Source organism: Paenibacillus donghaensis, assembly GCF_002192415.1.
Classification (GTDB): domain Bacteria; phylum Bacillota; class Bacilli; order Paenibacillales; family Paenibacillaceae; genus Paenibacillus_AQ; species Paenibacillus_AQ donghaensis.
Genome location: NZ_CP021780.1, coordinates 3,287,202 through 3,305,216 on the forward strand (window position 1 = coordinate 3,287,202; position 18,015 = coordinate 3,305,216).

The window sequence follows — 18,015 nt, forward strand, 5'->3', positions numbered from 1 at the left end:
TTCTACATCACTAAGAAGCCAGCGAATCCTCGTCAACATTGGACGGAACTTGCTTGGATTTAATTATTTTCGTTATGGATAAGTGAGGATTCTGAACAAACAGGCGAAAAATAGACTTACGTAAATAGGCGGCAACGGTAGCCTCAGACACTACAGCCAGAGACGGCGTTCGCAGATAGCGAAAGAACAAACCTGGCGTCCGATCTGAAAAGCGCAAGGCGATCAATTGCAACAATCCCATCGCAATACACTGGCACATCACAAAACCTTCGATCGCTTGAACCGTTTGTTCAATCCGGCACCGATGCTGTTCGCCCTTTACCGCTTCGAGCGGATGGGCTTCCTCTTTCTTCAGAAAGCGATTCAGCTTGGGCATGGACTTGCTCCAGAAGCGGTAGCCAAAGGCACCAATCACCTGCTTCATTTCCCGGAACGTACACTCGATCTTGAAGCGATAGCCGTACAAACGAATGATATCGGTGGCAGCCAGGGTAAGATCCGTACTGACCAGAATCGAGCAGCGGCCCTCAAGGACGACCAGCACAAAACGTAATTCTTGATACCATCCCTGGCCCCAAAGCAGATCTAGGCAAAGAAATTGAACGTCCTGCTCTTTATCGTAAAGGAGGACGGTGGCCGTTTGAAAATCAGCTGCACGCGTTGAAAAGAGTTCCTTCAGTTTGATCGCCTTGCCTTTTTTGGGCGGTCGGCCGCGTCCGGGTTTCTTAGCAGGAGGGCGTTCGTAAGCCACCACGTTAGACTTGGCTTTGGTCACCAGATGCATCCGGGCTTCGGAGCCCGAATGGCACGCCTCTAGCCGCTGCAAGGCAGGAACGGACAAAAAGTAGCGATCCAGGAGCAGCAGCGCTTGGCCGAAGCCCTTCGCGGCCTCAAATCCTTGTTCAATCATCTGAACGACATGGGAAGGCGTCTGCGGATCATGGTCCGTTTTCTTCCAGCCGAGGATGGTTTGGATACCGTCTTGCAGATTCATGAACAAGGGCAAACAGAACCATTTCCGGGAATCGCCGGCTAGAATGCCGATGGCCCCAAACAGATGGCCGAAAATATACTCGCCTTTGGAGACGTTCTCGGATTCCTGATGAAGTTTCTTGACTCCCGGCATCCGGCGACCTTCCTTGGCTTGTTTCATCCCGTCACCGACGAGGACGACACGATTCTGAATCACCAGCAGAGGCGCAGATCGGCGAACGACTTGAAGCCACATCTGCTGCAGGGAAGGCAAAGACCAGGCCGAAGAACGGAAGAAGTGAAGGAGCGTCTCATAACAGCGGCCATTCAGGGAGAGATCCCGAATGACGGAAGTGACGCCGAGATGATCGGAGCGCAGCATAAAGCCGACGACAATCACGACAAACCACCCGAACGTGGCCTGTCTGGAAAAGCAAGAACGGAAAGGGAGTAAAAGTTCATTCAATGTTTTCAGCATAGGTCTGGTCAATCGCTCGAAAATGAGATACACTTTTTGTTGTAACCCATTCAGCGATTGGATCTCCTTTCTGGTGTAGGAACCTTAAGGATACCAGACCATCGCCGGATTGGGTTATTTTGCTATGTTACGATTTTTCGACAAGAACTTTTGACTGACCAGTAACTCAGTATACACTCATTTACCGCTCCCTTAAATCTCTGGCTAAACGAACCGCTGATCCAGCATAAATTAATCAAGGGATGGGGATAACAAGATTATAATAGGATTTCTATGATAAACGAATGATGAATTAGGAGGTACGGGGGATGTCTGAACAACGAAGAAGCCGCAAGCTGCTTATTCTGCTTAGCATTCTGCTGCTGTTCCCGGTTCCGGCATCAATGCCGGCTTCGGCAGCGCTGAAGCATGGAACTTCGCCGTCCGAACAAGCAGCCGGAAGTTCCACCAGCTTAGATACCGGCGAAGAGCCTTCCGTGCCCGCAAGCAGGAGTGCTAAGTATAGAAAAGGGCTCACCTTAAGCCAACTGCTGCGCAAGTATCCCGAAACGATCAAGACCCGAGGTCCACGCAGCCATTCGATTGCTTTAACCTTTGATGATGTGCCTGATCCGCGGTTTACACCGCAGCTGCTGGATGTGCTGAAGAAATACCGGGTAAAAGCCACTTTTTTTGTAGTTGGCAGCCGAGCCGAGAAACATCCGGAGCTGGTAAGGCGTATGATCAGGGAAGGGCATGCCATTGGCAACCATTCCTACACTCATCCGCAGTTCGTGAAGCTCAGTGTGAATGATTTCCGCATGCAAATCGTCCATACGGAGAATATTCTGCAGGCATTGGCCGGCTACAAGCCCCGGCTTATCCGCCCGCCTTACGGCGAGATCAGCGAGCAGCAGTTGCGATGGGCCAAATTCGGCGGCTACAAGCTTGTGAACTGGAATGTAGATTCCTTGGACTGGAAGGGTCTGTCCAAGACTCAGGTAAGGAACAATATTCTCTCCAAAGCAGGCAAAGGTTCGATCATCCTCCAGCATGGCGGCGGAGGCCGGGGCAGCAATCTGAACGGAACGATACAAGCCTTGCCCGAGGTGATCAATATTCTCCGCAAACGGGGGTATACCTTCGTTACGGTGCCGCAGCTGCTCCAGGTCTCCAAGAACAAACAAGTAAAAACGGCTTTGCCGTCCTCTGCAAAGCATATGCTTCCGAAGCAGCGATCCTACGTATCGCTTTCAGGCATCCGTTTCTGCGAGAAATAGAAGGATAATTTATGGCGTGGAACATATAAATTCTTATATTTTAAGCAGAAACGGTTACCGTCCTCTTAGGGACGGTAACCGTTTCTGCTGCTGTTTCAGCGTTTATATTTGAGTATAGATTAAATGAAGCTCTTGTCAGTCAGCCTGATTCACAACATACAGCTGTACATACTGGTATCCAAAGTCGGCTACAAAGCTCTGGCTGCCCGGTATAAAGATATCAATCCGGTTGCCCTTGATGGCACTGCCTTTATCGGTAGCGGTAGCCAGGAAGGCTTGCTTAGGCAATCCGGGATGGGAATGTCCCGTGACCAGAACCTTAGTGCCCAGCGGGATTATACTGGGATCTACGGCGATGGTGCCTAACTTCAGCGGGTTGCCGAAGTAATCGACAGCTCCCCACTTGCCGTTCTCACTCGCTGCGGAGGAATAAGCCGAGGCTTTTACTTGAATGGTCTTGTCGTAATTAAAGGATTTGCCCCAGGCTTCCACAGTGCTGGACTCCGGCGCTACACTAAGAGTAGCTACCGTGTTCTTCTTCGCCTGTTCCACTCCCGGAATCGTTACTTCAAGCCCAGGGTACATATTAAGGGCAGCAATTTGCGGATTGGAACTAACCAATTTGGTCAAATCTACACCATATTGCTTGGAAAGGGAATAGAATGTATTGCCTTTCGCTATAACATGAATGGTGTCTGCATGAGCTGGAACGGTATGCAGCAATGCTGTAATTCCCAGAGTTGCGAATATCGCTTTCATCGTTCTGAGTCTGTTCTTCATTGTTGCCTCCTTGATTTTGTAATGCTTCTGAACTGTACTTATGTACAATCTGGAATGAAGTTTGCCGGGAATAAAATCCATATGTAATCCGACAATGCTTAATATATCACAAATTTGTAACCTGTGGACATGAAATTGTTACCACTCTGCAATTTTTGGCTAAATTAAAGCTATTTTAAATATGTTCCATCAAATTTTACACAGATTTAACATTTCCCCCTGTGCCAGATAGTAGAATGGTAGAATACGATGTAGAATAATAGAAATGATGTATACTTTGGAGGGTCCATGAACGCAGAAGAGAACAAAATCATTCATAGCAGCCCAGCCACTGCTTACCTTAATCGTGATTTAAGCTGGATCGAATTCAACCGCCGCGTGCTGCAGGAGGCACAGGACCCCGATAATCCCCTAATGGAACGGGCCAAGTTTCTGGCTATTGTCTCCAGTAATCTGGATGAATTCATAAGTGTGCGTGTAGCCGGCATACAGGATCAGATCCGGGCCGGATATACCAAAAAGGATTTCACGGGCTATACGCCCTCAGGGCTTCACAAACGCCTCGTCAAACGCGTCTCGAAGATTATTACCGACCAGTACCGTGCGTTCCAGGCCATCTCAAGAAGCATGCACAAGGAAGGCATTGTGTTTGTGGACTATGAGGATCTCACCCAAGCCCAGGAGCTGGCGGCTGAACAATATTATCGTGATATTATTTATCCCGTTCTTACACCGATGGCCGTTGACCAGAGCCGTCCCTTCCCGCTGGTGCACAGTCAGTTTATCTATCTGGCGGTCGTGCTCTCCCGCAAGGGCAGCGAGGAAGAAGAGCCTTATTTCGCTATTCTGCAAATCCCGTCCAATCTTCCGAGATGTATTCCCCTGCCCCACCGTTCCAACAGCAAGAAACGCCAGTTTGTGTTCATTGAAGATGTGATCCGCCAGCATATCCAGACGTTATTCAGCGGCTATGACCCGGTTGCGGTCAGCGAGTTCCGCCTGACGCGCAATTCAGATCTGACGATCGATGAAGAAGGCGCGGAGGACCTGCTGGAGGAGATTGAGAAGGAGTTGCGCAAACGCCGCCGCGGAGTTCCCGCAAGGCTGGAGGTGCAGAAAGGCATCCACCCCTATGCGCTCGAACAGTTGCAGGCGGAATTCGAAATCGAGGATTTCGTGTTCGAAATTGAAGGCCCGCTGGACCTCGGTTTCCTACGCAACTTTGCCGGAAGCCTCAAAGGCTTCAGCTACCTGCATTACCCGCCGATTGTCCCGGTCTATCCGGCTGAATTCGACGAGACCGAGGATTTCTTCGAAGTGCTGCGGGAACGCGATGTGCTGGTCTACCATCCTTATGAATCTTTTGACGCCATGACCGATTTCATTATTCAGGCTTCCGAGGATGAGCATGTGATGGCGATCAAGATGACGCTCTACCGGGTATCCGGCAATTCGCCGCTGATCGCCGCTCTGGCCAATGCAGCCGAATCCGGCAAGCAGGTTACGGTTGTGGTCGAGCTGAAGGCCAGGTTCGATGAGGAGCGCAACATTGCCTGGGCGCGCAAGCTGGAGCAGTCCGGCTGCCACGTGGTCTACGGTCTGGTCGGACTGAAGACCCATGCCAAGATTACGCTGATTGTCCGCCAGGAAGGCACCGAGCTGCGCCGCTACGTCCATGTGGGCACCGGCAATTACAATGACAGTACCGCTAAGGCTTATACCGATATCAGCCTGTTCACCGCCCATAAGGAGATCGGCCTCGATGCTTCGGAGCTGTTCAACCAGATGACAGGCTACTCTGCCGATTATGACTGGAACTCCTTCATAGTAGCGCCTACCGATATGAGCCAGTCACTTCAGGCGCTGATGCAGCGGGAAGCCGAGCATGCACAGGCCGGCAGACCTGCGCGGATCATTGCCAAGATGAACTCGCTGTCCAACCAGCAGGTCATTGATGACCTGTACAGCGCAGCACAGGCCGGTGTATCGATCGATCTGATCGTACGCGGAGTCTGCTGCCTGCGCCCGGGCATCACCGGCCTCAGCGAGCGGATCACCGTCCGCAGCATCGTGGACCGCTTCCTGGAACACTCGCGGATTTATTATTTCGAGAATGGCGGCAATCCGGAGGTCTACCTCTCCAGCGCCGACTGGATGACTCGCAACCTGACCCGCCGGATTGAGCTGATGTGCCCGGTTCACGACAAGCTGATCCGCAAACAGATCGTCAAGATTCTGGAGATTTCCCTGCAGGATAATGTGAAGTCCAGCTTCCTGCAGCCTAACGGATATTACGAACGTGCAGACGACAAAAAGGCTCCATACCGGAGCCAGTTCATTGCTATGGATGTTACGCGCTGGAAGGGAAGTTCAGCTTCACCTTCAAAGCCCAAGCCGTCCTGAACGATTTCAGGGCGTCCTCCACATCCTCCAGGCCGATTAACAGGGCCGGCAAGCCCAGAAGGTCAATAGAAAGTGTATTACCGTGCAGATTGGCACGGAGGCCGGTTACCATTCCGATCTCGGTGCTGTCCAGCGCGATGCTCAGCTGGACGAGTGCCCCCAGCTTATGAATCAGCTCTTCGTCGGAAGCCAGTAAGATGTCCTTGTGAGAATGGGACAACTTCTGCTTCCGGCTTTTTGTGCTGTAGGAGGCGATTAAAGCACAGAGGATCAGCTGCCGGTGCGTGAGACCGCGAATCGGAGAATTCATCAGCCAATATAAGGTATGGCGCTTGGACTGGTAATAGTTAATATTGGAGCCGGTGCGGTGCAGCATGATCGCCACATAGACCAGCATGTCCTGCTCCGCCTTATTCCCTTCCTGCTTCAGCTCACCGAACAGGCTATGGGCCAGACCGTATATATGATCCAGGTGCCGCTTGGAGGTGCGGATATCAAAGCGGATAATGGTGTTCAGGCTGTACTCCAGCGCACTCTCCCGCACCGGCTGCTGCGGTTTAAGCAGATCATGGAGCATCCCTTCGCGCAACCCTTCGCCGCTGATTACCGCTTGGCTGGCTCCGATATACTGATAGACCGTATGGAAGATGATCAGGCCGGATACGATGATATCCGCACGGCTTTTGGAGAGTCCGTCCAGATCCTTTCTTTTGTCATACGACATCGAGGGCAGCAGCTCCATGAAATGCTCTACCGTCTCACCGGACATCGTGTAGCCGTGTGAATTCGGCAGCGAGTATTCGCGTGATTTCTGATCGAGCTTGCCCATAGAGCGCAAGGTGCCCCCCAGTCCGTAGAGCGGCAGCCCTGCGCCCGTACCCAGCCAATCTTGTTCCACCAGCCTGCCTTGCACATAGGTCCGCAGCTTGCGCACCTGCTCTCCGTTCCAGTTGCCGCCTTGGCCGAACATCAGGTTGGTGTTGACCGCACCGAACGGAAACGAAATGCTCTGCTCGTAACGCCGTCCCCGAAACAAAGTCACCTCTGTACTGCCGCCGCCGATATCAATCACGAACCCGTCCTGCACATCAAAGGCATTAATGACGCCTAGGAAGCCAAAGTACGCCTCCTGGTGGCCGCTGATGACTTCAATCGGAATGGTGGAGGCTTCGGACAGATAACTGATGATCTCCTGCGAATTGGCGGCATTGCGGATAGCTGCGGTTGCCCCGGCGCGGATTCTCTCCACCTCAAAATCTTTGCAGATGTCCTTGAACTGGAGCAGGACGGGAATCACGGATTCCATATCCTTCTGCTCCAGCCTGCCTTCCTTGGTAATCCTCTCACTCAGCCGCGCCGAGTATTTACATTCCTTAATAATCTTGTAGCCGCCGTCCGCAGTCGTGTCATATATGACCAGGCGGATGGAGTTGGAGCCAATATCTATAATGCCTATACGGCACAGGTCGTCTCTCATCTGTATGTACTCCTTCTCTAATCAGTTAATTACCTATTATACTATATCACCCAATTCGGTCCAGTTTAAAAGCAGAACAGCCCACGGGAATTCTCCCGGGGCTGCTGCTGCCATTTCTCAGAGCACCTTGCTCAGGAAATCGCGTGTCCGCTCATGCTTCGGTTCACCGAACACCTGCTTCGGTGTGCCCTGCTCCACAATCACGCCGCCATCCATGAACAGGATGCGGTCGCCTACCTCACGGGCGAAGCCCATCTCATGCGTGACGATCACCATCGTCATGCCGGCTTCAGCCAGCTTCTTCATAACCTCAAGCACCTCGCCGACCATTTCCGGGTCAAGCGCCGAGGTAGGCTCGTCGAACAGCATCACATGCGGCTGCATCGCCAAAGCGCGGGCAATGGCAATCCGCTGCTTCTGTCCGCCGGACAGCTGGCCAGGGTAGCTGTCACGTTTGTCTTCCAGCCCGACCGTGCGCAGCAGCTCCATGGCTACCTTCTCTGCTTCGGCAGCTGGCTGCTTCTTCACCTTGAGCGGCGCCAGCATGATGTTCTTCAGCACGGTCTTATGCGGAAACAGGTTAAACTGCTGGAAGACCATGCCCATTTTCTCCCGAGTCACATTGATATCATGCTTGCGGTCCGTAATGGACTTTCCTTCGAAGGAGATCTCCCCGCTTGTCGGCTGCTCCAGCAGGTTCAGACAACGCAGGAAGGTGCTTTTGCCGGAGCCGCTGGGGCCGATGATCACGACAACCTCACCTTTGTGGACATCCAGATCGATCCCCTTCAGAATTTCCAGCTTGCCAAATTGCTTATACAGATTCTTAACCGCGATCACTGGCATTCAGCCTCCTCTCCACTATGCCAAGCAACTTGGACAACGTAAATGTAAGCACAAAATACATCAAGGCGACAATGATCAGTGGTGTCATTCCATCATAGGAAATGGTCGATACCGTGCGGGCCTGGAACATCAGATCCGTAACCCCGATAAAGGAAATAATGGAAGATTCCTTAATGATGGTAATAAACTCGTTGCCGATCGCCGGCAATACGCTCTTGAGCGCTTGCGGCAATATGATATGGATCATTGTCATGCCCTGCCGCATGCCAAGTGAACGTGCAGCTTCACTCTGCCCGCGGTCCACACCCTGAATCCCCGCACGGAAGATTTCGGCCAGGTAGGCCGAGCTGTTGATGGTCAGAGTAATCGCTCCAGATTCTATGGCCGAGAATTCCACGATGCCTGCGGACGCCAGCCCGTAATGAATCAGAAACAGCTGCACCAGCATCGGCGTGCCCCGTAGAAATTCAACCCAGGCAGTCCCGATAAACCGCAGTACAACAAATCGGTTCATCCGCAGCAGCGCTACGGCAATCCCCAGCACAAAGCCGCAGATTACACCAATGATCGCAAGCAGCAGTGTATACTGCACACCGGTGAGGAAGAAGTTCCGGTAGTCATAAATCATCTCAAACAAGTCCATATGTGCTATTCAGCCCCCTATCCAAAAAAATAGAAAACAGCGATTGCCCGCCATTTTCTGTATAATAAAAGCTTTCATGCATGTCTGACAGAAACCTGTATTCCGGCTCTTATCTCACTTTTGATTATTCCTTGTCCGCAAGCTCGCTTGCCGCTGTTACATACTCATCAATCTTGCCTTCGGAGGCCAGACGGGCCAGCGTAGTGTTGACCTGCTCCAGCAATTCGCTGTTGCCTTTCTTGATCCCGACAACATAACCGTCATCTTCAACCTCAGGGGCCGCATCGGTGATAACCAGCCCTTTGACATTCTTGACAAAAGATTTGGCAACCGGCCCTTCAATAATCGCCGCATCTACACGGTTGGACTGCAGCTGCAGGACAATCTCGGAGATTTTGCCGAGGGAGGTCAGCTGTGCGCCTTCGATGCCTTTAGCGATGTCTTCTTGAATGGAACCGCTCTGCACACCGATCTTGGTGCCTTTCAGCGCGTCCATAGTAGCGAATTTGTCTTTGTCGGCTTCACGCACAACTACTGCCTGAGTGGCTTTGTAATAGATTTCGGAAAGATCGACTTTCTCTCTGCGTTCTTCCGTCGGGCTGAGTCCTGAGATTACCATATCCACCCGTCCGCTGGACAGCTCGTTCAGCAAGGATTCGAAAGGCAGGTCCTTGATCACCAGCTCTGCGCCCATATCGGCCGCGATAGCCTTGGCAATATCGATATCAAAACCAACGATCGTATCCTTGCCGTCGACAACCTTATGAAATTCATACGGAGGGAAATCCGCGCTTGTACCCATGGTAAGTGTCTTCGCTTCGGCTACCGGTGCATCCGTGGCCGTGGCATCCCCGCTGGATGCATTGTTATTGGCCGCTTTATTCTGTCCACAGCCGGACAGCAAACCTGCTGCCAGCAGCAATCCTAATGATAGTTTACCCCATTTATTCATCTGTATCTCTCCCTATTCTCTTATAAGTGATCTACCATCTCTTGTTGACCGACTTATTATAAATCACAACGCATGAATATGCAAAGGCATTTTTTGTGACAGCCGATGTTATTTCAAGAGACTGTCCAGCAGAAACGTCAGGTAACTCCGGCTCCGCTTTTGCACATATTGTAAAAAGGAGTATATACTGATTAGTATCTCCTGTCAGCAGTTGCTCATGCATGCTGTGGTTCATGCGGCTGTGGCTGAGGGTATTAACTAGCTAAACCGGCAGTCTTCCGGATTTGTTTCGCACATTATTTTAAATAGGAGGTGCTTGCATGCTACTTGAAGCCTTGTACCATGTTCCCCGTGATAAATGGGCCTATGCCTACGATGCGGAAACGATACATCTGCGTGTGCGCACCAAACGTGACGATGTGGACTGTGTGGTCGCCCTAACCGGAGACAAATACGACTGGGATCACACCTATTACGAAATTATGATGGACAAAACGGCAACCGATGAGATGTTCGACTACTGGGAAGCTGCCGTCCGGCCGAAGTACAAACGTTTGTGCTATGTGTTCCGCATCAGTGCGGGCTCAGAGATTATCTATATGCTCGACAACGGCATCCGCTCCGAATGTCCGCCTCCGGCGGGTCATTATTACGAGTTCCCCTACATACACGGAAATGACCTGTTCAAGGTGCCGGAGTGGGCTAAGGATGCCGTATTCTATCAGATTATGGTGGAACGGTTCGCCAATGGTGATCCGAGCAATGACCCTGAAGGGACGGAAGCCTGGGGCGGTACCCCGCAGCTGAACAATTTCTTCGGCGGCGATCTGCAGGGAGTTCTGGATCATCTGGAGGATCTTCAGGATTTCGGCATCAATGCAATCTACTTCACACCGCTGTTCCTCTCCCCTTCCAATCACAAATACGACATCGTAGATTACAAAAAAGTCGATCCGCACTTCGGAGACAACCTCCTGCTGAAGCAGCTGGTAGAGCAGTGTCACCAGAAGGGAATCCGTGTGATGCTCGACGCCGTCTTCAATCATTGCAGCGATAAATTCCCGCCCTTTCAGGATGTGCTGGAGAAAGGCGAATACTCCGTATATAAGGACTGGTTTCACATCAATTCCTATCCCGTACAGGTGATTGACGGCATACCCACTTACGATACCTTTGGTTTCTACGGGGATATGCCCAAGTTCAATACCGCCAACCCTGAGGTCAAGAACTACCTGCTGGAGGTTGCCGAGTATTGGATTAAGGAGATCAAGGTTGACGGCTGGCGGCTTGATGTGGCGAATGAAGTGGACCATCATTTCTGGCGCGATTTCCGCGAAGTAGTCAAAAATGCCAATCCCGATGCGTATATCGTCGGTGAAGTATGGAGTGATTCCTTAACCTGGCTGCTCGGCGACCAGTTCGATTCAGTGATGAATTATCCGTTCTCCGGAACGGTGCTTGAATTCTTCAATGGCGGGATGGACGGCACCACCTTCGAGCACCGCATCGGTGCGCTTCTGATGCGCTACCCGCAGCAGACCAATGAGGTCGTCTTCAATCTGCTGGGAAGCCATGACCCCCCCCGTCTGCTTACCTGTGTAGGAGAAGACAAGCGGCGGCTGAAGCTGGCCGTGGTATTCCTGTTTACGTTTATGGGCACCCCTTGCATCTATTATGGCGATGAGATCGGACTAACAGGCAATGAAGATCCGGACTGCCGCAAATGTATGGAATGGGACAAAGCGAAGCAGGATCTGGAGCTGTATGACTTCTACCGCACCATGATCGCTCTGCGCAAGGAGCATAAGGCATTGCGCGAAGGGCGCTTCCGCGTCCTGCAGGCCTGTGAAGGCGATGCCTGCATCGTCTATGAACGTAATGACGACCTGCTCCACTTCACGATCTGGATGAATAACACCAACGATGTCCGTACCCTGAGCCATCCGATGGAAACCGATGATTGGCGGGATGCGCTCACCGGAGAAGATGTGGTTCCCGAGAACGGCATGATGCACATCCCGCTGGAGCCTTATGATTACCGGATCCTATGCCGCAATCTGCAGTGATATCAGAAGCAGCGGAGCCTCACCAACCTAACCTAGAACCTGCTCACCGCAAAGGGTGCCCCAGCAGCCATCTACATGGCACTGGGGCACCCTTATTGTTAGCTATTCCACCGCAACAAGGCGAGCTTATTGCGTAATTTCTGTATAAATATCAATATACTGCTGGGCTGACACATTCCAGCTGTAATCACCGGAGAAGGCATTTTTGGTCACTTTTTTCCAGTGCTCCGGCTTGCCGTAGAACGATATCGCCCGGCGGAGGGTAAACATCATGTCATGGGCATTGTAATCCTTAAAGGTGAACCCGTTGCCTGCACCGGTCTCCTCGTTGTAAGCCTGCACCGTATCGTTGAGACCGCCTGTCTCACGGACCACCGGAATGCTGCCATAACGCAGCGCCAGCAGTTGGCTGATACCGCACGGCTCGAACTTGGACGGCATCAGGAATAGGTCGCTGGCAGCATAGATTTTGCGGGAGAGCGCATCATTGAACAGAATCTGCGAAGACAGCTTGGTCGGATAACGCCAGGCCGCCTCACGGAACCAGCGCTCGTAGACCTCATCTCCTGTTCCCAATAGCACAAACTGAATATCGTCATAATAGAGCAGTTCGTCCAGAACCCGTGTAATCAGGTCAAGCCCTTTGGAGTCCACCAGCCGTGTTACCATCGCCACCATTGGAATGTACGGCGCTACAGGCAGGCCAAGCTCCTGCTGGAGCCCCAGCTTGTTCTCGGCTTTTTTGGCCAGATTGTTGCGGTAGCGGGTGAAGATCTGTTGGTCCGTCGATGGATTGTAGCTTTTCGTGTCAATGCCGTTAACTATTCCGCTCAGCTTGTCAGCCCGCGAATTCAGCAGTCCTTCCAGCCCATAACCGAAATACGGGGTACGAATCTCTTCCGCATAGGTAGGGCTTACCGTGGTTACATGGTCGCTGTACACAATACCCGCCTTCATAAAGTTGATATTGCCATAGTATTCGACGCCCTCGAAATAACTGTTGTCCAAGCCAAGCAATTCACCCAGCACCTCATACGGAAACACACCCTGATACAGCAGATTGTGAATCGTAAATACGGTACGGATGTTGCTGTAGAACGGATTATGGCGGTAATGTCCCTGCAGCAGCATCGGAATTACGGCAGCGTGCCAATCATGGCAATGCAGCACATCCGGCTGGAAATCGATCGCTTCCAGGCATTCAAGCACCGCTCTGTTGAAGAAGGCAAACCGTTCCCCGTCATCCATATAGCCATAAACACCGTCGCGGCCGAAATAATACTCATTGTCGACAAAATATACCGGAATGCCGTCATAGACCAGACGTTCGATCCCGCAATACTGGTTGCGCCAGCCGATGGGTACGTCCACCGCAGTAATATGCTCCAGCTTGGCAGTGAATTTGTCGGGAATCCCCTTGAACTTGGGCATAATCACCCTTACATCGACCCCTGCGGATTTCAAGGCTTTGGGCAAAGCGCCGATGACATCGGCCAGCCCTCCCGTTTTGATAAATGGATGACCTTCGGCTGCGGCAAAAAGAACCTTCATCTTCAAACTTCCCCCTTCGATATGGATTTCCTGCGGACCGCAGCAACCTTCTTCAGTAGTAGGAAGCCAAGCGGCGGAATAGTCAGCTCCAGGCTGTTCAGCTGCTTGTGCCATTCCAGCTTGCTGCTCTTCTGCGGCGCATTATGCTGCCCCGAACCCCCAAATAGAGCGGTGTCGGAGCTGAAAATCTCTTCATAGGTGCCGGCGCGCGGCACACCAATCCGGTAATTCCGGCGCGCCACCGGCTGAAAGTTAATAATCACGAACAGCGTATCCACCGGCTTCTTGCCTCTGCGGATGTAGGAAACCACACTTTGCTCACTGTCGTCCGCATCAATCCACTGGTAGCCATCCAACTCATGATCCAGCTCCCAGAGCGCTTTCTCAACGGTATAAAGCTTGTTAAGTGCTGCAGTGTAGGCTAGCATTTGCCGGTGGCTTTCATAATTCAGCAGCAGCCAATCCAACTGCTCCTGATCCTTCCATTCGATAAATTGCCCGAACTCTCCGCCCATGAACAGCAGCTTTTTGCCGGGATGGGTCATCTGATAGCCCAGCAGTTGCCGCAGTCCGGCAAATTTCTGCTCATAGGAGCCGGGCATCTTGTCCAGTAGCGATTTCTTGCCATGCACCACCTCGTCATGCGACAGCGGCAGGGTGTAATTCTCGGCGTAAGCATAACAGATCGGGAACGTCAGCAGATTATGATGAAAGGGGCGTGCCCCGAAATCATGTTCTATGTAACCCAGGGTATCATTCATCCAGCCCATATTCCATTTGTAATTAAAGCCCAGTCCTCCTTCATGCACAGGTGCAGTTACACCAGGCCAGGCGCTGGATTCCTCTGCCATCATTAAAGCTTTGGGATAATATTCAAAAATCGTCTTGTTGAGCCGCTGAATAAACTGGATCGCTTCCAGATTCTCATGTCCGCCATGAATATTCAGCGGGCTTCCCGGCTGGCCTTCCCGTTCGAAATCCATCCGCAGCATACTGGTAACCGCATCTACACGCATTCCGTCGATATGGTACAGATCAAACCAGAACAACGCATTGGAGATCAGAAACGAGATGACCTCCGGCTTGCTGAAATCAAAGGACAACGTGCCCCAGCCCTGCTTCTCGGCCAGCAGAGGATCACCATATTCATACAGTGGTGTGCCATCAAACATCCGCAGGCCGTGGGCATCCTTGGCAAAATGCGCCGGCACCCAGTCCAGCAGCACGCCGATTCCCGCCTGATGCAGCTGATCAATCAGATACATCAGTTCCTGAGGTTCACCATATCGGCTGGTTGCGGCAAAATAGCCGGTTCCCTGATAACCCCAGGACAGATCATAGGGATGTTCTGCCAGCGGCATAAACTCCACATGAGTATATCCTAACTCCAGCAGGTAAGGAATCAGCTGTCCGCTCATCTCCTGATACGAGTAGTATTCGCCGTCTTCCTTCTGGCGCCAGGTTCCAAAATGCATTTCATAAATGTTCATAGGCTGGGCATAGGGAGCTTTGCTTCTGCGCCGCCAGGCGGCATCTCCCCAGCCGTATCCGTCAAGTGCGGCAACTACGGATGCCGTGGCCGGACGAAGTTCGGCCTTGAAGGCATATGGATCGGCTTTTAGAAAGCTCTCACCGCCTGGGCCGACAATCCTGTATTTGTAAAAAGTTCCCGGGCGAATCCCAGGGAAAAAACGACTCCAAAATCCTGAATCGGGTATCCTATATAACGAGTCCGCGTTCAACATTCCGTCCCAGCCGTTATGATCACCAGCCAGACCTACATATGCCGCATTAGGAGCCCACACGGTAAACCTTACACCGGAAATCCCTTCTAGGCCGGCTATGTGCGCGCCCAGCATGGTATAGCTGCGGTAATTGGTTCCTTCATGGAACAAGTAGATATCTGCAGATGACGGGAGGGTTTCCGTGTTTGATGTTTCAGCCAATTCATCACCACCTTTTTCATTTAGGAATCACCTATTACATTACCCGAAACAGGCGCTTTTGAAAATGATTTGCTCTGAAAAGAAATGATTTACTGAGAACAAATAATATTCATGTAATTTTCCTTGATACAGCACAATATAATTCCCTTATGTCGTTTCAAGAGGCCAGCGGCAGTTTATATTACAAGCATTGACAAAAAAATGGGAGGGATAACAAATGAGTAAAAAAGATTGCATCGCCATGTTATTGGCAGGAGGGGAAGGACGGAGATTGGCTCCCCTCACTTCCAAAATGGCAAAACCTGCAGTCCCTTTCGGTGGACAGTATAGAATCATTGATTTCCCCCTCAGCAATTGTGTCAATTCGGAAATTGACACAGTAGGCGTATTAACACAATATGAAGCAGAATCCCTGCATCAGCATATTGGTGAAGGCGAGCCTTGGGGATTGCATACTACAGAGGATCAGGGCGTTACCTTGCTTCCATCCGGTATTGAAGGCAGAGAAAGCTACTCGGGAACAGCCGATGCTATTTATAAGAACATTGAATTTATCAACAGCCGTAATCCTGAGAATGTGCTGATCCTTTCGGGTGACCACATCTATCACATGGATTACCGCAAGATGCTGGAGCATCATGTAAGCAAAGGCGCTCAAGCAACTATCTCGGTGATCGAGGTTCCGTGGAATGAAGCCAGCCGATTTGGTGTGCTGAGTGTGGATGAGGATCTGAAAATATCCGAATTCGCCGAGAAACCGCAGAACCCTACCAGCAACCTGGCCTCCATGGGTATCTATATGTTCCGTTGGGACTATCTGAGAGAACATCTGCTGCGTGATGCGGCTGAAGAGAATTCCAGCCATGATTTCGGCAAGGACGTTATTCCGAACATGCTGGAGCTGAACGATGCCCTTTTTGCCTACCGTTTCGATGGGTACTGGAGAGATGTGGGTACAGTTGACAGCCTCTGGGAAGCCCATATGGACCTGCTTCAGGCTGACAATGGCTGGCAGCTGGACAATGTCAGCTGGCCAATGTTCAGCCGGGCGCGCCGGCCTATGCTGTCTGTTCACAAGCCACGTGTGCAGATTCCGGCAGTGGACTCCCTTGTAGATGATTTCTCTCTGCTGGAGGGAAGCCTGCAGCGTTCCGTAATCTTCGGAGGCGTGGAGATCGGCAAGCAGAGCCAGATTAAGCGAAGTATTATCATGCCGGGTGTACGTGTAGGACGCGGGGTGCTGATCGAACATGCGATTATTGGCGAAGGTGCGGTGATTAAGGACGGTGCGGTGATTAAAGGCAGTGCCGATAATATTATCGTAGTGGGACCCCATGAGACGGTTGCGGCTAAGCCGGTCGTACGTACCCAGCCTACCCGCATGCTGAAAGAGGTGTATGAGAAGACGGGCCGCCTGCGTGCTGAAAGCCTGCCTTCATAAAATAAGTAACTCATCTACGGAAGTGGGTATCAAATCTAAAGGGGCTGCCGAACTTGTCTGCATAGACAGGTTCGGCAGCCCCTTTAGATGTTAGCCAAGATCAGTGAAATCAGGTGGCGTCGCCCCGCCATTCCCTATCCAGCAGACTAAGCTCAATACAATCTACATATTGTCCGTTAAACAGAGCGGACTCACGTTTGTTGCCTTCGCGGCGGAAGCCGCACGCCTCATAAATCTTCAGGGCAGCGGTATTATACTCAAACACGCCCAGTGATATCCGGTGCAGCCTGAGCGCGTCGAAGCTGATCCGCAGCACTTCCTTCACCATCGCCGTGCCTGCGCCGCGCCCCTGAAATTCAGGATCTACCATCACCCTGCTGATTCGTGCTGAGTGGTTCTCCCGGTCAATAGCCGACAGGCTGATATGCCCGATTACCTGGCCGGTGGCGGAGTGGACCGCACTGTAGATCAGGGATTCCGATTCAGCCGAATGGTTGCTTCCTTCGATGTAATGCTTCAGCTGTTCCTCATCCAGAGGGTAGCGGAAGGACGGACCGGCCCACTGCTTCAGATACTCGGCCGAGGGGCTCCAGCGCTTCAACTGCTCGAAATCAGCTGGCGATATATATCGTAGCAGCACCTTGGCATGGCCTCGCGCTTGCTCGAAATGCTCGTACAGGTTAACAAGCCGGCCTGCTCCCATATCGCGTGTACCCTTATAATGAAAGCCGAGGCCCTGGTAGTAACGGTTAAGCTTGATGTTATGCGCTACAGTGTCGAAGCGCAGGGCTTTGCAGCCCAGCACTCTGGCCTGGCGTACAGCGAACTGAAGCATGGCTTCCCCCAGCCCCTGCCCGCGCCGGGTTACATCAACGGCGAGTCTATGAAGATAGGCATACGACTCATCATTCAAATCTCCCCAGTACTGCAGATCACTGAACTGGAGTGTAAACATACCTACAGCCTCTGTGCCGTCCACAGCAAGATACACCTGTCTGTCCACAAAATATCCGGCAATAGCCTGTTCCGTAAACTGTTCCGGGTTCCACTGCTTGATCCCGCAGCTCAACATCCACTGCGCCGCCCCTTTCAGCAGCCTGAGCACATCAACCGCATGCTCCTGGTCGGCGCGGATAATCTGGATACCTTCTATAGGAGAGGCGGCGCCTGCTGTAGATTGGTTATCATCCATTTCTATCTT

Annotated in this window: 14 protein-coding genes; 5 read left to right on the forward strand and 9 right to left on the reverse strand. The window is 51.8% G+C overall.

Features of this window, described 5'->3' with window-relative positions; translation table 11 throughout:
• Positions 1-10: 10 nt before the first annotated feature.
• Positions 11-1,126, reverse strand: a complete 1,116-nt coding sequence (locus B9T62_RS14250; RefSeq protein ID WP_342746172.1) for a transposase — start codon at positions 1,124-1,126, stop codon at positions 11-13.
• Here B9T62_RS14250 and B9T62_RS41485 point away from each other — a divergent pair.
• Both B9T62_RS41485 and B9T62_RS14255 read left to right on the forward strand, forming a co-directional pair.
• A complete protein-coding gene (locus B9T62_RS41485; RefSeq protein WP_342746173.1) occupies positions 1,103-1,426 on the forward strand; it encodes a hypothetical protein in 324 nt (107 codons plus the stop codon). The genes B9T62_RS14250 and B9T62_RS41485 overlap by 24 nt on opposite strands.
• A 332-nt stretch (positions 1,427-1,758) precedes the next feature.
• On the forward strand, positions 1,759-2,709 hold the full coding sequence (locus B9T62_RS14255; protein ID WP_087915863.1) for a polysaccharide deacetylase family protein: 951 nt from the start codon (positions 1,759-1,761) through the stop codon (positions 2,707-2,709).
• Positions 2,710-2,844: 135 nt separating this feature from the next.
• On the opposite strand, the gene B9T62_RS14260 is transcribed toward B9T62_RS14255, so the two are convergent.
• Positions 2,845-3,489 (reverse strand): 3D domain-containing protein, encoded by a 645-nt coding sequence (locus B9T62_RS14260; RefSeq protein WP_087915864.1) that lies wholly within the window; start codon positions 3,487-3,489, stop codon positions 2,845-2,847.
• A gap of 288 nt (positions 3,490-3,777) precedes the next feature.
• Here B9T62_RS14260 and ppk1 point away from each other — a divergent pair, with 288 nt between their 5' ends.
• Positions 3,778-5,892 carry a polyphosphate kinase 1 gene (gene ppk1, locus B9T62_RS14265; protein WP_087915865.1) on the forward strand — a complete coding sequence of 705 codons (2,115 nt, stop codon included), beginning with the start codon at positions 3,778-3,780 and terminating at the stop codon, positions 5,890-5,892.
• Here ppk1 and B9T62_RS14270 read toward each other — a convergent pair.
• The 4 genes from B9T62_RS14270 to B9T62_RS14285 all read right to left on the reverse strand — a co-directional run bounded on the left by B9T62_RS14270 (position 5,840) and on the right by B9T62_RS14285 (position 9,810).
• Positions 5,840-7,369: a Ppx/GppA phosphatase family protein gene (locus tag B9T62_RS14270; protein WP_087915866.1), complete on the reverse strand. Its 1,530-nt coding sequence runs from the start codon at positions 7,367-7,369 to the stop codon at positions 5,840-5,842. The two genes, ppk1 and B9T62_RS14270, sit on opposite strands and share 53 nt — an antisense overlap.
• A gap of 117 nt (positions 7,370-7,486) precedes the next feature.
• Positions 7,487-8,209, reverse strand: coding sequence for an amino acid ABC transporter ATP-binding protein (locus B9T62_RS14275; RefSeq protein ID WP_169834518.1), 723 nt, complete (start codon positions 8,207-8,209; stop codon positions 7,487-7,489).
• Positions 8,196-8,858, reverse strand: coding sequence for an amino acid ABC transporter permease (locus B9T62_RS14280; RefSeq protein ID WP_087915868.1), 663 nt, complete (start codon positions 8,856-8,858; stop codon positions 8,196-8,198). The genes B9T62_RS14275 and B9T62_RS14280 overlap by 14 nt, the downstream gene beginning before the upstream one ends.
• 124 nt (positions 8,859-8,982) lie before the next feature.
• Positions 8,983-9,810: a transporter substrate-binding domain-containing protein gene (locus tag B9T62_RS14285; protein WP_087915869.1), complete on the reverse strand. Its 828-nt coding sequence runs from the start codon at positions 9,808-9,810 to the stop codon at positions 8,983-8,985.
• A gap of 320 nt (positions 9,811-10,130) precedes the next feature.
• Here B9T62_RS14285 and B9T62_RS14290 point away from each other — a divergent pair, with 320 nt between their 5' ends.
• Positions 10,131-11,876, forward strand: a complete 1,746-nt coding sequence (locus B9T62_RS14290) for an alpha-glycosidase (protein WP_087915870.1) — start codon at positions 10,131-10,133, stop codon at positions 11,874-11,876.
• Between the two features lie 126 nt (positions 11,877-12,002).
• Here B9T62_RS14290 and glgA read toward each other — a convergent pair whose 3' ends face one another.
• Complete coding sequence (gene glgA / locus B9T62_RS14295; protein ID WP_087915871.1) at positions 12,003-13,427, reverse strand: glycogen synthase GlgA; 1,425 nt, start codon at positions 13,425-13,427, stop codon at positions 12,003-12,005.
• Positions 13,428-13,429: 2 nt separating this feature from the next.
• Positions 13,430-15,286, reverse strand: coding sequence for a 1,4-alpha-glucan branching protein GlgB (gene glgB / locus B9T62_RS14300; protein ID WP_245864598.1), 1,857 nt, complete (start codon positions 15,284-15,286; stop codon positions 13,430-13,432).
• 304 nt (positions 15,287-15,590) lie between these two features.
• Between glgB and B9T62_RS14305 the strand changes: the two genes are divergently transcribed.
• Positions 15,591-16,814, forward strand: a complete 1,224-nt coding sequence (locus tag B9T62_RS14305; RefSeq protein WP_087915873.1) for a glucose-1-phosphate adenylyltransferase — start codon at positions 15,591-15,593, stop codon at positions 16,812-16,814.
• Positions 16,815-16,923: 109 nt separating this feature from the next.
• Here the strand turns inward: B9T62_RS14305 and B9T62_RS14310 are convergent, their stop codons facing one another.
• The gene (locus B9T62_RS14310) at positions 16,924-18,006 is read right to left on the reverse strand and encodes a GNAT family N-acetyltransferase (RefSeq protein ID WP_169834383.1); all 1,083 of its coding nucleotides are present in this window, start codon (positions 18,004-18,006) and stop codon (positions 16,924-16,926) included.
• Positions 18,007-18,015: the final 9 nt, after the last annotated feature.

Excerpts from the sequence above, each read along its gene's own strand:
- B9T62_RS41485 (WP_342746173.1), top strand. The coding sequence starts at position 1,103 with ATGAAGTTTCTTGACTCCCGGCATCCGGCGACCTTCCTTGGCTTGTTT.
- B9T62_RS14250 (WP_342746172.1), bottom strand. The coding sequence starts at position 1,126 with ATGCCGGGAGTCAAGAAACTTCATCAGGAATCCGAGAACGTCTCCAAA.
- B9T62_RS14255 (WP_087915863.1), top strand. The coding sequence starts at position 1,759 with ATGTCTGAACAACGAAGAAGCCGCAAGCTGCTTATTCTGCTTAGCATT.
- B9T62_RS14260 (WP_087915864.1), bottom strand. The coding sequence starts at position 3,489 with ATGAAGAACAGACTCAGAACGATGAAAGCGATATTCGCAACTCTGGGA.
- ppk1 (WP_087915865.1), top strand. The coding sequence starts at position 3,778 with ATGAACGCAGAAGAGAACAAAATCATTCATAGCAGCCCAGCCACTGCT.
- B9T62_RS14270 (WP_087915866.1), bottom strand. The coding sequence starts at position 7,369 with ATGAGAGACGACCTGTGCCGTATAGGCATTATAGATATTGGCTCCAAC.
- B9T62_RS14280 (WP_087915868.1), bottom strand. The coding sequence starts at position 8,858 with ATGGACTTGTTTGAGATGATTTATGACTACCGGAACTTCTTCCTCACC.
- B9T62_RS14285 (WP_087915869.1), bottom strand. The coding sequence starts at position 9,810 with ATGAATAAATGGGGTAAACTATCATTAGGATTGCTGCTGGCAGCAGGT.
- B9T62_RS14290 (WP_087915870.1), top strand. The coding sequence starts at position 10,131 with ATGCTACTTGAAGCCTTGTACCATGTTCCCCGTGATAAATGGGCCTAT.
- glgA (WP_087915871.1), bottom strand. The coding sequence starts at position 13,427 with ATGAAGGTTCTTTTTGCCGCAGCCGAAGGTCATCCATTTATCAAAACG.
- glgB (WP_245864598.1), bottom strand. The coding sequence starts at position 15,286 with ATGCTGGGCGCGCACATAGCCGGCCTAGAAGGGATTTCCGGTGTAAGG.
- B9T62_RS14305 (WP_087915873.1), top strand. The coding sequence starts at position 15,591 with ATGAGTAAAAAAGATTGCATCGCCATGTTATTGGCAGGAGGGGAAGGA.
- B9T62_RS14310 (WP_169834383.1), bottom strand. The coding sequence starts at position 18,006 with ATGGATGATAACCAATCTACAGCAGGCGCCGCCTCTCCTATAGAAGGT.